This is a genomic window from Methylocystis sp., from assembly GCF_046349115.1.
Classification (GTDB): domain Bacteria; phylum Pseudomonadota; class Alphaproteobacteria; order Rhizobiales; family Beijerinckiaceae; genus Methylocystis.
In genome coordinates this window covers 695,325-708,827 of the sequence record NZ_JAXMCX010000002.1, presented here as the reverse complement: position 1 = coordinate 708,827, position 13,503 = coordinate 695,325, and the positions used below count along the sequence as shown (strand labels likewise).

13 protein-coding genes are annotated in these 13,503 nt (G+C 62.1%); 9 read left to right on the top strand and 4 right to left on the bottom strand.

The window, feature by feature from the left end; all coding sequences use genetic code 11:
• Window positions 1-74: 74 nt before the first annotated feature.
• The 6 genes from ilvN to U1E20_RS09315 all read left to right on the top strand — a co-directional run bounded on the left by ilvN (window position 75) and on the right by U1E20_RS09315 (window position 6,677).
• Window positions 75-626 carry an acetolactate synthase small subunit gene (gene ilvN / locus U1E20_RS09340; RefSeq protein WP_409980316.1) on the top strand — a complete coding sequence of 184 codons (552 nt, stop codon included), beginning with the start codon at window positions 75-77 and terminating at the stop codon, window positions 624-626.
• A gap of 119 nt (window positions 627-745) precedes the next feature.
• Complete coding sequence (gene ilvC, locus U1E20_RS09335) at window positions 746-1,765, top strand: ketol-acid reductoisomerase (RefSeq protein WP_409980315.1); 1,020 nt, start codon at window positions 746-748, stop codon at window positions 1,763-1,765.
• A 164-nt stretch (window positions 1,766-1,929) separates the two neighbouring features.
• Window positions 1,930-2,754, top strand: a complete 825-nt coding sequence (locus tag U1E20_RS09330; protein ID WP_409980314.1) for a nuclear transport factor 2 family protein — start codon at window positions 1,930-1,932, stop codon at window positions 2,752-2,754.
• Between the two features lie 61 nt (window positions 2,755-2,815).
• The gene (locus U1E20_RS09325; RefSeq protein ID WP_409980313.1) at window positions 2,816-3,562 is read left to right on the top strand and encodes an NUDIX hydrolase; all 747 of its coding nucleotides are present in this window, start codon (window positions 2,816-2,818) and stop codon (window positions 3,560-3,562) included.
• A gap of 54 nt (window positions 3,563-3,616) precedes the next feature.
• The gene (aroB, locus tag U1E20_RS09320; protein WP_409980312.1) at window positions 3,617-5,377 is read left to right on the top strand and encodes a 3-dehydroquinate synthase; all 1,761 of its coding nucleotides are present in this window, start codon (window positions 3,617-3,619) and stop codon (window positions 5,375-5,377) included.
• A gap of 4 nt (window positions 5,378-5,381) precedes the next feature.
• Complete coding sequence (locus U1E20_RS09315) at window positions 5,382-6,677, top strand: HlyC/CorC family transporter (RefSeq protein ID WP_409980311.1); 1,296 nt, start codon at window positions 5,382-5,384, stop codon at window positions 6,675-6,677.
• A 28-nt stretch (window positions 6,678-6,705) separates the two neighbouring features.
• Here U1E20_RS09315 and U1E20_RS09310 read toward each other — a convergent pair whose 3' ends face one another.
• The 3 genes from U1E20_RS09310 to U1E20_RS09300 all read right to left on the bottom strand — a co-directional run bounded on the left by U1E20_RS09310 (window position 6,706) and on the right by U1E20_RS09300 (window position 9,027).
• Window positions 6,706-8,133: an HWE histidine kinase domain-containing protein gene (locus U1E20_RS09310; RefSeq protein ID WP_409980310.1), complete on the bottom strand. Its 1,428-nt coding sequence runs from the start codon at window positions 8,131-8,133 to the stop codon at window positions 6,706-6,708.
• Window positions 8,134-8,227: 94 nt separating this feature from the next.
• The gene (locus U1E20_RS09305; protein ID WP_409980309.1) at window positions 8,228-8,782 is read right to left on the bottom strand and encodes a sigma-70 family RNA polymerase sigma factor; all 555 of its coding nucleotides are present in this window, start codon (window positions 8,780-8,782) and stop codon (window positions 8,228-8,230) included.
• Window positions 8,779-9,027 carry a NepR family anti-sigma factor gene (locus U1E20_RS09300; RefSeq protein WP_409980308.1) on the bottom strand — a complete coding sequence of 83 codons (249 nt, stop codon included), beginning with the start codon at window positions 9,025-9,027 and terminating at the stop codon, window positions 8,779-8,781. The genes U1E20_RS09305 and U1E20_RS09300 overlap by 4 nt, the downstream gene beginning before the upstream one ends.
• Window positions 9,028-9,208: 181 nt before the next feature.
• Between U1E20_RS09300 and U1E20_RS09295 the strand changes: the two genes are divergently transcribed.
• Both U1E20_RS09295 and U1E20_RS09290 read left to right on the top strand, forming a co-directional pair.
• On the top strand, window positions 9,209-9,997 hold the full coding sequence (locus U1E20_RS09295) for a response regulator (RefSeq protein WP_409980307.1): 789 nt from the start codon (window positions 9,209-9,211) through the stop codon (window positions 9,995-9,997).
• Window positions 9,998-10,159: 162 nt separating this feature from the next.
• On the top strand, window positions 10,160-11,980 hold the full coding sequence (locus U1E20_RS09290) for an ABC transporter ATP-binding protein/permease (protein WP_409980306.1): 1,821 nt from the start codon (window positions 10,160-10,162) through the stop codon (window positions 11,978-11,980).
• Between the two features lie 83 nt (window positions 11,981-12,063).
• Here the strand turns inward: U1E20_RS09290 and U1E20_RS09285 are convergent, their stop codons facing one another.
• Window positions 12,064-12,543 (bottom strand): cupin domain-containing protein, encoded by a 480-nt coding sequence (locus U1E20_RS09285; protein WP_409980305.1) that lies wholly within the window; start codon window positions 12,541-12,543, stop codon window positions 12,064-12,066.
• A 51-nt stretch (window positions 12,544-12,594) separates the two neighbouring features.
• Here U1E20_RS09285 and U1E20_RS09280 point away from each other — a divergent pair, with 51 nt between their 5' ends.
• Window positions 12,595-13,494: an isoaspartyl peptidase/L-asparaginase family protein gene (locus U1E20_RS09280; RefSeq protein ID WP_409980304.1), complete on the top strand. Its 900-nt coding sequence runs from the start codon at window positions 12,595-12,597 to the stop codon at window positions 13,492-13,494.
• Window positions 13,495-13,503: the final 9 nt, after the last annotated feature.

Here is a 13,503-nt window from a genome sequence, read left to right as displayed (position 1 = left end):
GGCTCCGGCAGTCGGCAGTCGTATGAGCTGCAGCCGATTGCCGATTGCCGATCTGCCGACCGCCAGGAAAAAAAATGAACGCCCCTGCCTCTCCCCCTTCTCCCTACGCCGCCGCGACGACGAGCTCTAAAGCGGAGTCGCATACGCTTTCCGTGCTCGTCGACAATGAGCCGGGCGTCCTGGCGCGCGTCGTCGGCCTCTTCTCCGGCCGCGGCTATAATATCGAGAGCCTTACGGTCGCCGAAGTGGCGCACGCCGAACATCTCTCGCGCATCACCATTCTGACGTCGGGCGCGCCAGAGACGATCGACCAGATCCATCACCAGCTCGAGCGCCTCGTCCCCGTGCATCAGGTGACCGACCTTACCGTGTCGAAACATTCGCTCGAACGCGAGCTTGCCATGGTCAAGGTCAAGGGCAGGGGCGAGCATCGCACTTTCGCTCTCCAGCTCGCCGAGGCCTTCCGGGCCCGCATCGTCGACGCCACGACCGAGAGCTTCATCTTCGAACTGACCGGCAAACCCCACAAGATCGACGAATTTGTCGATCTCATGCGCCCGATCGGCCTTGTCGAAGTGTCCCGCACCGGCGTCGCCGCCATCGCGCGCGGGCCGGAGCCGATCTAAAGCGCGAGGATTTTGACCTTCCAGGGCGTCCCGCGTAGAAGGAGCCGCCAACGAATTCGACGGCGCCGGGCGCGCCGTTCCCCCTAAAGAGCGCACGCAGATCAAGGGAAGCAAAGCACATGCGCGTTTATTACGATCGGGACGCCGACATCAATTTGATCAAGGGCAAGAAAGTCGCCATCGTCGGCTACGGCAGCCAAGGCCATGCGCATGCGCTCAATCTGAAGGACAGCGGCGTCGCCGAGGTTGCGGTGGCGCTGCGCGGCGGCTCGGCGTCGGCCAAAAAGGCCGAAGGCGCCGGGCTCAAGGTGATGAGCGTCGCCGACGCGGCCAAATGGGCGGATGTCGTCATGATGCTCACCCCGGACGAGCTTCAGGGCGAAATCTACGCCAATGAGCTTGCTCCCAATCTCAAGCAGGGGACGGCGCTATTCTTCGCACATGGGCTCAACATCCATTTCAATCTGATCGAGCCGCGGGCCGATCTCGACGTCGCCATGGTCGCGCCCAAAGGACCGGGTCACACCGTGCGCGGCGAATATCTCAAGGGCGGCGGCGTGCCTTGCCTCATGGCGGTGCATCAGGACGCTTCCGGCAACGCCAAGCAGATCGCGCTGTCCTATGCTTCGGCGATCGGCGGCGGCCGCGCCGGCATTATCGAAACGACATTCCGGGAAGAATGCGAGACCGATCTTTTCGGCGAGCAGGTCGTGCTTTGCGGCGGCCTCGTCGAACTGATCCGCGCCGGATTCGAAACGCTGGTCGAAGCCGGCTATGCGCCGGAAATGGCCTATTTCGAATGTCTGCATGAAGTGAAGCTGATCGTCGATCTCATCTATGAGGGCGGCATCGCCAATATGAATTATTCGGTCTCCAACACCGCCGAATATGGCGAATATGTCACCGGTCCGCGAATCATCACCAAGGAAACCAAAGCCGAGATGAAGCGTGTGCTTGACGATATTCAGACCGGCAAATTCACCCGCGAGTGGATGCTGGAGAACCGGGTTGGTCAGACGTCCTTCAAGGCGATCCGCGCGCGAAACAACGCGCATCCCATTGAAGAAGTCGGCGTTCGCCTCCGCGGCATGATGCCCTGGATCGGCAAAAACAAGTTGGTCGACAAGGACCGCAATTAGCGCATAATAATCAAAAAAAGCAGCGCTCGCTGTGATTTGGCATGAATCGCCAACGATGTCGGCAGCGGATTGCATAACAACGAAAGCTTCGCCGTAGCGGGGGATGAATGCAGGGGCCGGGCGAGCGGTCGAGTCAAATTATCGAGAGCGAAACGCGTCGCCGCGTGCATGAAATCGTGCGTAGCCGCATGACTTATGACGTTCCGACCTTGATCGGCCACTTCGTCGAAGACGTCGAACTTAATTACAGCTGCTCGCGGCTTGGCCTGGTTCCTCCCGGACAGTGGCGCGGGCGGGATGCGCTGCGTGCGCATTTGCGTCGCGTCGATGTCGACTATGAACCGATAGAGGCGGAGATTCTTTCGGTTCTGGTCGAAGGCGACAGGACCGCGTTGCGTTGGCTGAGCAGTTGGCGTCACCGCGCGACAGGACAGATCCATTGCATGGACATGGCGCATTTTCTGCGGTGGCGTAACGGACTGGTTTCGGAAATGTACGAGTTCCGGGATCATCATTGCGTTTCACGCGGCGCGGATCGCCTGGCGCAAAGTCTCGACGAAATTCTCAATCCGCGCGGCTCCGGTCTGCCGCGCGACGAAATGGCGCGCCGGTTGGTCGCCATGAGCAGCTTCACTTGCGGACCCGACATCACGCTGTTCCGAGAAATATGTTCGCCCGACGTGGTGTGCGAATTCGTTGGCGATCGGGCGACGATCGCCTATGCCGGACGACATCGCGGCATTGAGGCGCTGATCAACATCGTGCGCGACATCGGCACGGAATTCGAACAGTTGGGACATGCGACGCCCGATGAGGTCATCGTCGATGGCGGCAACGCGGCGACGCGTCGAACCGTCGAATGGCGCCACCGCGGCACTGGCCGTCGCGGCCAGGTTCAGCTCGCCGATTTCGTGCGCTTCGAGGACGGCCGGATCGTCGAACTCGTCGAATTTCGCGACAGCACGGCGCTTCTGCGGATGCAGGCATAGCGAAGCGCCGCGACATGCATTCCCCAAACAGGCGCCGAAGCGGTCGAGGAGCGGTTCGCCTGTGACGGTCGAAATCCTGGAGGTCGACCGGCTTGAGTGTCGCTTCGTCGATCACGATTGGAGCTTCGCGGAAGAGCGGTCCGCCATGATCGAGCGTCACTGGGAGGAACGCCGGCGCGCGAATCCGGCGCTCTATGATGGATTAGTGCTGCTCGCCTGTCGTGCCTCGCGCGAAACCGACGAGGACGGCGCGCGCATCCTGCGCATGTCGCTCTTCAAGACGCGCTTCTCGCGCTTCCTCGCTTGGCGCGATCTCGGCTGGCCGGACAAATCCATTTACAACTGCTTTTCGATGCCGGCGGTGCGCGCCCGCGACGGCGCCTATCTCCTCGGCGAGATGGGGCCGAGCCACTCCTATGCCGGTCAGCTCTATTTTCCCTGCGGCACGCCCGATCCGTCCGACATCGTCGCCGACGGCCGCGTCGACCTTGCCGGCAGTCTGGCGCGCGAACTCGCGGAAGAGACCGGCCTCGACGCGGCCGAGGCGCGCGCGGCGGCGACCTGGACGGTCGTTTTCGATCGTCAGATCGTCGCCTGCGTCAAGAGACTGGATTTTGACGCCCCGTCGCAGGCCCTCGCCGACAAGGTGAAGGCGTTTCTTGCGACCGAGCGCGAGCCCGAACTCGCCGACGCCCACATGATTTCCAGTCCGAAGGCGCTGTCGGACGCCCGGCTGCCGGCGTTCATGTCGGTCTATCTCATGCGCGCGCTTGGCGGAGCGGATGAAATTTCGCGCAGCGCGGGTTAAGTTTAGAGCAAATGACTCGACTGCAATGCTCCGGCGTCTTCCAGGCGGCTCCCCATGATTGACGAGCGCGTTCAGGCCGTCCGCGCGGCGCTTGACGGTCGGGCGATCGTGCTCGTCGGCATGATGGGCTCCGGCAAGAGCGCCATCGGTCAGAGGCTCGCTGCGCGACTGGGCCTCCCCTTCGTCGACGCCGACGCCGAAATCGTCGCCGCAGCCGGCATGTCCATTCCGGAGATTTTCGGCAAATATGGCGAGCGTTATTTCCGCGACGGCGAACGTCGCGTGATCATGCGCCTGTTGAACAGCGGCCCGATCGTGCTGGCGACCGGCGGCGGCGCGTTTCTCGACCCGCGCACCCGCGACCGCATCGCCGAGCGGGGCGTCTCGATTTGGCTCGACGCCGATCTCAAAATCCTGTTGAAGCGCGTGCGCCGCAAGAATGACCGGCCGTTGCTGCACACCGACGATCCGGAGGAAACGTTGCGCAAGTTGATGGAGGCGCGGCGCCCTCTATACGAATTGGCTGATCTTCGCGTCGAGTCGCGAGAAATTCCGCAGGACGCGATGGCTGATGATACGCTCGCCCTTCTCGCCGGCGAATTGCCGAGGTTGGAAGAGCTCAGACGGCGCGCGCAAAGCAAAGGTTTCGCCAGGGCCATGACTCATCTTTATCCCGCACGCGCGGAAGGCGAAGAAGCCACTCGTCAGGAGACCGTGCGGGTCGACCTTGGCGGGCGCTCCTACGACATCATAATCGGCGACGGCCTGCTGCAGCGCGCCGGCGACCATATCGCCGAGATCGCGCCGAGCGCCGCTTGCGCCGTCATCACCGATGAGAATGTCGCGAGACTGCATCTTCCAATCGTCGAACAGAGCCTGAAGAACGCCGGTCTGCGGACGACGATCATCATCGTTCCGCCGGGCGAGGCGTCGAAATCGCTGTCGGTCTTTGGCCGAGTCTGCGACGACGTGCTGGCCGCCAGGATCGAGAGGCGCGATCTGATCGTCGCGCTTGGCGGCGGCGTCGTCGGCGATCTCGCCGGCTTTGTCGCCGCGAGCGTGCGCCGCGGCTCGCGCTTCGTGCAGATTCCGACGACGCTCCTGTCGCAAGTCGATTCTTCGGTCGGCGGCAAGACCGGGGTCAATTCGCGGCATGGCAAGAATCTCATCGGCGCGTTCCATCAGCCGTCGCTGGTTCTCGCCGACGTCGATACGCTGCGGACGTTGCCGCCGCGCGAGTTTCGCGCCGGCTACGCCGAAATCGTCAAATACGGGTTGATCGGCGACGCCCGCTTCTTCGACTGGCTCGAAGCCGACTCCGACGCCGTTTTCCACAGTCAGGCGGAGCAGATCTGTGCGATCGCGGTGAGCTGCGAGACGAAGGCGACGATCGTCGGGCGCGACGAAACCGAGCAGGGCGAACGGGCGCTTCTCAACCTCGGCCACACTTTCGGCCATGCATTCGAGCGCTTGACCAATTACGATAGCGACCGCCTCGTTCATGGCGAGGGCGTCGCGATCGGGATGGTATGCGCGGCGCGTTTTTCGGCGCGCCGCGGCCTTTGCGCCGCCGCCGTCGCGGAGCGGCTCGAACGCCATCTCAAATCCGTCGGCCTGCCGACCAAAATCCGCGACATTCCGGATTGGCGCGACGACGCGCAGGCAATTCTCGACGCCATGTATCAGGACAAGAAGGTCGAGCGCGGCGCTCTGACCTTCGTTCTACTGCGCGCCATCGGCGAGGCGTTCATCGCCAAATCCGTCGACGCCGCCGAGACGTTTGATTTCCTTAAGGACGAGTTGAAGCGGACATAGTCCCATGCATGGCCTCGAAACCGGCGCGCCGCAGGTCGACGTTTGGACTGCGGTTGTCATCGTCGCGATCTGCGTCTTTCTGTCGGCGTTTTTCGCCGGATCGGAGACGGCGCTCACCGCCGCTTCGCACGCGAGGATGCATTCTCTCGAAAAGGAGGGCGACAAGCGCGCCGCCGCGGTGAACCGCCTGCTGCGCCAGCGCAACCGAATGATCGCCGCGCTGCTGCTTGGCGGCACGCTGGTCAATATCGGCGGCTCCGCCTTCACCACGAGCGTGCTCGTCGTGATCGCCGGGGACAATGGCGCGATCTACGCGACGATCATCATGACCGTTCTGCTGTTGGTGTTCGCGGAAGTTTTGCCGAAGACGCTGGCGATCAATCATCCCGACGAGACGTCGCTGCGCGTCGCCAAATTTATCGCGCCTTTCGTGCGCATCGTCGGACCGCTCCTCGCCGGCGTCGAATATGTCGTCCTGATCGTGCTGAAGATGGTCGGAGTCGAAGTCGGCCATGGCCGCACCGTGCTGTCGCCTTATGACGAATTGAAGAGCGCGGTCGATATTTTGCATGAGGAAGGCAATGTCGAACGCTCGGCGCGCGACATGTTCGGCGGCGTCCTCGATTTGCAGGTGCTGCATGTTTCGGACGTGATGAGTCACCGCACCAAAATGCGCACGATCGACGCCGATTTGCCGCCGGCGCAAATCGTGCGCGAAGTGCTGTCCTCGCCTTTCACCCGCATGCCGCTCTGGCGCGAACGACCGGATAATTTCGTCGGCGTCCTTCATTCGAAGGACATTCTGCGGGCGTTGAACGCCGCCGGCGGCGACGCCTCGAAAATCAGCGTCGACGATGTGATGTTCGCGCCTTGGTTCGTGCCCGAGGCGACGACGCTCGAGGATCAGCTCGAAGCCTTCTTAAAGCGCAAGACCCATTTCGCTCTGGTCGTCGATGAATATGGCGAGGTGATGGGTCTCGTCACGCTTGAAGACATACTTGAGGAAATCGTCGGCGACATTCGCGACGAGCATGATCTTGCCGTTCAGGGCGTGCGCCCGCAGCCCGACGGATCGGTGCTGGTCGACGGCGCCGTGCCGGTGCGCGACTTGAACCGCGCGATGGACTGGGAATTGCCCGATGAGGAAGCGACCACGATCGCTGGCCTCGTGATCCACGAGGCGGGAGCTATTCCTGAAGCCGGGCAGGTCTTCACCTATCACGGCTTCCGGTTCGAGGTGATGCGCAAGATCAGGAACCGCGTCACCGCTCTGCGGGTAACGCCGCAGGAAGCCGCCTGACGCGGGCCCGCCCCGCGCTGGCGGCGCTTCAAATTTCCGCGGATATTTCCGCCTGCAGCCCCTCCGGGCGATAGGAGAGCGTGACGTCGCCGCCCATCTGACGCGCCAGCACATTGGTGATCAAGAAATGCCCGACGCCGGTCTGCTGCGGGTTTTCGACGATCGGCCCGCCCGCCTCGGTCCAATTCAATATAAGTCGTGGCCGATCCCCTTCATGATCGATACGCCAATCGATCGAGACCCGGCCATCGCTTTCCGACAAGGCGCCGTGCTGTTCGGCGTTGGCGAGCAATTCGTTGAGCGCCAAGCCTAGGGCCGAAGCGACCGCTGAACGCAATTCCAGGTCTACGCCCGATATCGAAATGCGGTCGCCATAGTCATGGCTGCCGCAGGACAACGCGACGAGAATCAGGTCTCTGAGCGGCGTCCGCTCCCACGACGTCTGCGTGAGCAGCGTGGAAATGCGGCTCAAGCATTGCACGCGGTGGGAGAAGCCTTCCTGGAAGCTTGAAAAGTCCTGCGCCGTGCGGGCCGTGATGTTGGCGATTCCCTGAATCATCGCGAGCGAATTATTCACCCGATGATGCAATTCGCGGTTCATCATCTGGTTTTGAATTTCCGCATTTTTGAGATCGTTGACGTCAGTGACGGCGACGATCGCGCCAATGATTGCGCCCTGCTCGTCACGGATCGGCGCGCCGACAATGTTGATCCAGACATAGGCGCCGTCGCCGCGCTCGATCTTGCATTCGAGTTGCGGATGATCTTCGCCGGCAAGCGCGCGCGCGAGCGGATATTCCTCGCTCGTGACCGGACGGCCATTCTGATGGACGGCGTTCCATTGATGATAGCTTTCCGTACTCTGTGAATAGCGCACGGGACGAAGCAGAATCGTTTCGATGAGGTTGTTGCCCTCGATGATGCGTCCGCTGGGCGATTCCGCAATGAGGATCCCAAGCGGGACGGCGTCGAGCAGCGCGCGAAGTTGAAAATGGGCCTCCGCGCCGTCGACGGTCGTCGCGCTTTTCGTCAGAAGCTCGTTCAATTCCGACAATCTTTTACGCTTTTCGCGCAGGCGCTGGTCGATGTCCTGAATGCGGTGCGCGATAGCGTCGACCGCGACGACTCCGGTGTCGCGCCAATGCGAGTCGTTGCGCGCTTCCACTGCACAGGTCAATTCGCTCAATTCAAATTGCGCCTTTTGCGCCTCGCGGCGCTGCTTCACCAGCCAGAAGATCGCCAACAGGGCGACAGCCAGCGCCGCGCAGAGCGCGCTGACGACGCCGAGCCAGACCTCGGCATTTGGCGATTCGTCGACTGCCGCGAAGGCCTCCGACATGAGGGACAGCGAAAGCGAAGTCGCGGCCACGGCGCGCGTCGACGCCGGCAGACCCGCCGCGGCCTTGGCCATCCACCGACGCGGCCGGGAATATTTTCCGTCACAGCCTTTCGTCATTGACGCCGCCGATTTCTGGGAGAGCGCTGCCAAGCGCGAACCTTCAAATAGAGCAGATGCTTCCCGGCGCATACCCTCGCCAAGCCAGGGTCTGTCAAATCGCCCCTGACGGTCTCCGCGCGGCGAGGTCCGAGACGGTGGGTTCGGTATCGATGTCGCTTGGCGTCAGAAGGCCCAAATGTTCTGCGAGTTTGGCGCGCGCCCGATTCAACCGGCTCTTGACCGTGCCGATGGCGACGCCGCAAATCTCGGCGGCTTCCTCGTACGAAAGCTCGGCGATCCCGATCATCAGCAGGATTTCCTTGTGTTCCGGGGCGAGCTTGTCCAACGCCGTCTGAACATCGGCGATGGTGAGCGCCGATTCCTGACCGCCCTTCACGGGAATCTGCTGGGCGAGGACATTGTCGCTGTCCTGCACTTCCCGCGAGCGCTTCCGATAACTCGAAAAATACGTGTTACGCAGGATGGTTACGAGCCAGGCGCGCAGATTCGTATTCGGCTGGAATGAGTCGGCATGCGACCAGGCCTTGACCAAAGCGTCCTGAACCAGATCGTCGGCAAGACTATGCGAACCGCACAGCGAAATGGCGAAGGCGCGTAGATAGGGCATCTGCGCCACGATCTGATCTCCAAAGGAGTCTTCGGTCATTTCTTTTCGCGCTGTTTGGCTTCCAGCTTGGCCAGCAGCACCGTAAATTTGTCTGGAATCGGTTGGTGAATTAGATCTTCGCAATAGGCTCGAAACACGCGCCCGAGCTGGGCTTGAATTTTTGGATCGAGCGCGGCGCCGTCGGCGCCGTCCGCCTCATTCTTGCTGCGTTCGGCAGCGCTATGAATATTCGATTCCGTGTCGCGGGCGGGGCCATCATTGTCGTGATTTTCGCGTTGGCTCATTCCGGACCCCGAACGCCCCCCGAGACTGGCCGCCCGAATTCGGCGCGGTCGCACCAGACGACTTCCCTTGCTGGAACGCGTGGCGGCACTAATTGTTCCGTTAGCGCAAGCAACCAGAGCCGTGACTGATGGGACAGGGCGAAAATGATTCCGTCCCTTCTGGCGCAAATAGGATGAAGCTATGAATCTTTCCCGTGAAATCGCGGTGCATTTGCCTTACTTGCGTCGGTTCGCGAGGGCGCTTTGCGGCTCGCAAAAGAGCGGCGACGCTTATGTTGTCGCGACGCTCGAGGCGCTGGTGTCGGACCCGGACGCTTTTCCGACCAACATGCCGCCAAAAGTCGGGCTTTACCATCTGTTCATGCTGTCCTGGTCGTCGATCCGGCTCAACACCGAGACGTCGCCCACCGACGAAATTTCAGCGGCGCAGCGCAATATCAGCATGCTGACGCCGCGTTCGCGGCAGGCCTTTTTGCTGCGTACGGTCGAGGGCTTCTCGGTCGCGGACACTGCCGCAATATTGGGCGTGACCGAAGGAGAGGTCGAAGCGCTCGTGAGAGACGCCGGCCATGAAATCGCCGAGCGCGTCGCGACGGATGTATTGATTATCGAGGACGAGTCGCTGATTGCGCAGGACATCGAATTCATCGCGCGCGATCTCGGTCATCGGGTGATCGGCGTCGCGCGCACGCATCGGGAGGCGGTGGAGCTCGCCGAACGCCAGCGCCCCGGGCTGATCCTCGCCGACATTCACCTCGCCGACGGCAGTTCAGGGCTGAACGCCGTCAACGAAATGCTCGAAAGTTTCGACGCCCCGGTCATTTTCATTACTGCGTTTCCGGAACGTCTGCTGACCGGAGAACGACCCGAGCCTGCCTTTCTCATCAGCAAGCCCTATAAGGTGGATACGGTCAAGGCGACGATCAGCCAAGCGCTGTTCTTCGAGCGCAAGGCGTCTCGCGCAGCTTAGCAGGATCGCGCTCCCTCCGCCCCCAAAGCGCGTCTCAAAGCGGTGGTCTGGAGCGCCTGAACGCGCCATATAGAGCCTTCGCGGGAACGCCCGACGCGCGCATGCAGCGAGAACTAAGCTGACACGCGCGCCGCTGCGCCCGAGCGGAGGGCCGATCCGATTGTGAGCGATCCTTTAGGGCGGAGCGCTTTCACTCCAAAGGTCAAGCTGTCCGATCGCGCGCGTTGCCGGGAATTCTGTGCGCTCGCGCTCGCATATTGGACTGGCGAAACCAAGCGGCGAGCGTGGGTCCTGACGGGGTTGGTCGCGCTTTGCATCGTGCTGCAGCTTGGGGCGCAGCTCAGCGTCAATCAATGGAACCGGAAATTTTTCGACGCGCTCGAAAGCAAGAATGTCGAATCTTTGGGTTGGGCGACCGCCTTACTGCCCGCGCTCGTCGCGTTCAGCGGTCTCGCTGTCAGCGGCGCGCTCGTTGCGCGCATGACATTGCAAATGCGCTGGCGCGAATGGCTTACGGAAAAGCTCGCCGGCTGGTGGCTCGAGGACCAGCGTTATTATCGTCTCGAAATCGCCGCGGCCGAACAGACCTCGCCGGAATATCGGATCGCCAAGGACGTTCAGCTGGCCGTTGACCCTTTGGTCGAATTCGCCGTCGGCCTTTTGACCGCGCTGGCCACGGCGTCGACCTTTATCGGGGTGTTGTGGACCGTCGGCGGCGCCCTGGAGCTCAATCTGTTTGGGGTGCGGCTCGTTTTGTCCGGCTATCTTGGCTTCGCGGCGGTGGCCTATGCGACAATTGCGGGCGTCGTCGCTTATCTCGTCGGCCGGCCGCTTGTTCCGGCCGTCGCAAAAAAGAATGAGGCTGAAGCGCAGTTCCTCGCCGAATTGACGCGGCTAAAGGAGAATGCGGAAAGCATCGCGCTCATTCGCGGCGACGCCGATGAGTTGAGCTCCATTCTGCAAAATTATCGGCGCGTCGTCGCCGCCTGGATTCGACAGATACGGCGCAATGGGGCGATCGCGACCGTGCAAAGCGCGAATGGCGCGCTGACGCCCCTCATTCCGCTGGTTCTGGTGGCGCCGAAATATCTTTCGGGCGCGCTGACCCTCGGCGCCGTGATGCAGCTCGCCTCCGCCTTTATGTTGGTGCAGGTGGCCTTCAACTGGTTCATCGACAATTCCGTGCGCGTCGCGGAATGGATGGCCTCTGCCAATCGGGTCGACGAACTCGCCGAGGCTTTGGAGAGTCTCGATGTCGGCGTCATCATGGAGGAGAAGGCGTTCATCGAGTTCGGCGACAGCGCCGACGACGCGATTCACATTCAGGAACTCGCCGTCGCCCATCGCAACGGACGAGTTGTGATCGCCGACGCGAATGTCATCATTCCTTTAGGCGAGAGGCTGCTCGTCGGCGGTCCGAGCGGCGCTGGAAAGAGCACGCTCGTTCGCGCATTGGCCGGACTATGGCCGTGGGGCTCCGGCCGCATCCTCTTGCCGAAAAATGCGCGCATGGCCTTCGTGCCGCAGAAGCCATACATTCCGCTGGGCGCGCTGCGCCAGGCGATGCTCTATTCGATCTTAGACAAGGACATCACCGACGAGATGATCGAAGGCGCGATGCGGCGATGCGGGTTGGGCCATCTTGTCAGGCATCTCGACGAAGAACAGCGCTGGGACCAGCGGCTCTCGGGCGGCGAGAGACAGCGAACCGCCTTCGTTCGTCTCCTGCTGCAGAGGCCGCAGATCATCATCATGGACGAGGCGACCTCCGCGCTCGACGAAGAGAGTCAGGTTTCGATGCTGCGACTCCTCAATGAAGATCTGGCGGGCGCGACGGTGATCAGCGTCGGACATCGCGTTGGCATGGAGGATTTTCACGACAAGAAGCTTGTGTTGGAGCGCCGCGACGCCGGGGCGCATATCACCAGCCGAAAGTTACAAAAATCGCTCTGGCATCTGTTCGACGACGCCGCGCTTCATTGAACTTTTTGAGGAGCGCGCGGCGCCTTGATCAAAGCGGGCTCTTCATGACTTGACGCCAAAATATGGCTTTGGACGGCGTGCTGCTATTTTTCTGGATAGAGAATGACATGCTCCTGTTCGTCCCCGTCGGTGCGGGCGACGATCGCGATCGCCGGCTCGCTGTCGCTCAGATTCACCGGCTGATGAGGCACGTCCGCAGGAATATAGATGAAATCTCCAGCGACGTTCACGATGCGCTTTTCGAGATGTTCTCCGTAGCGGGTCTCGACCCGGCCTTGCAAAAGATAGATCGCGGATTCGTGACCCTTATGGATGTGAGCTTGCGCCTTTGCGCCTGGCGGAATCACCACTTTGAGCAACGATAGAGCTTTTGAGCCGACGGTCTTTGTGGAGATTCCAGGAAAGAACGGCAGAGCCTGTTTGGATCGCGTCGCTTCCTCGACGCGCACGGTGACGATGTCCTTGCCGTCCCTCTGGCCGATGATCGACGTTTCCGACGCCGCGGGCGCCGCGAGCGCGGCGAGGATCAAGGAAACAAGCAATGTATTGCGCATGGCGTTCATCCGAATATCGTGGCGTGCGATAATATAGCGACAAGCGGCAGGTTGGTCACGATGGACTACTCGCTGATGATCCACGGCGGCGCCGGCGCCATCCGCGATCCGCAACGCTACGCGCCCTCGCTGCGCACGATTGTCGAGTCGGGCGCGCGCCTTCTGGCGGCGGGGTCGTCGGCGCTCGATGTGGCGGTCCACTGCGTTGCGTTGCTTGAAGACGACCCTCTGTTCAACGCCGCTCGCGGTTCGGTGCTCAACGCGGAAGGCGAAGTTCTGTGCGACGCGTCGGTCATGGACGGCCGCACGCTAAAGGCTGGCGCGGTCGCGGCGGTGTGCGGCGTAAAGAACCCGGCGCGTCTTGCCTATGAGGTCATGGAAGAAAGCGGCCATGTGCTGCTCGTCGGCGAGGGAGCGGAACGTTTCGCGCGCGCGCGGAATGTGAAGTTCGAAAGCGAGGATTATTTCAAGACGCAAGAACGAGTCGCGGAGTTGGCGAAAGCGAAGCGCGCGCGCGCGATCGCGCTCGATCGTTCGGGCGCCGCCGATGGAAAACTCGGCACCGTCGGCGCCGTCGCGCGCGATCGAAACGGCAATCTCGCGGCGGCGACGTCGACCGGCGGAGTGGTCAATCAACGCAGCGGCCGGGTCGGCGATTCGCCGATCATCGGCGCCGGGACATTCGCCGACAACGCCAGTTGCGCCGTCTCATGCACGGGAGTCGGCGAGGATTTCATCCGCACCTCGCTGGCGCGGACCGCCGCTTTCTTCGTCGAGTTTCGCGCCATGCAGGCTGAGGAGGCGGCGCGCGAGGCGATTCGCTATCTCGTGGCCAAGGTGAACGGCCAGGGCGGCCTCATTCTCGTGGATCGGCTGGGCGGATGCGCGCGCGCTCATTCGACTCCGGGCATGTTGACGGCGGCCTTCGTCGGCGGCGTCGCGCGAGTGGACGCGACTTAGATCGTTTTG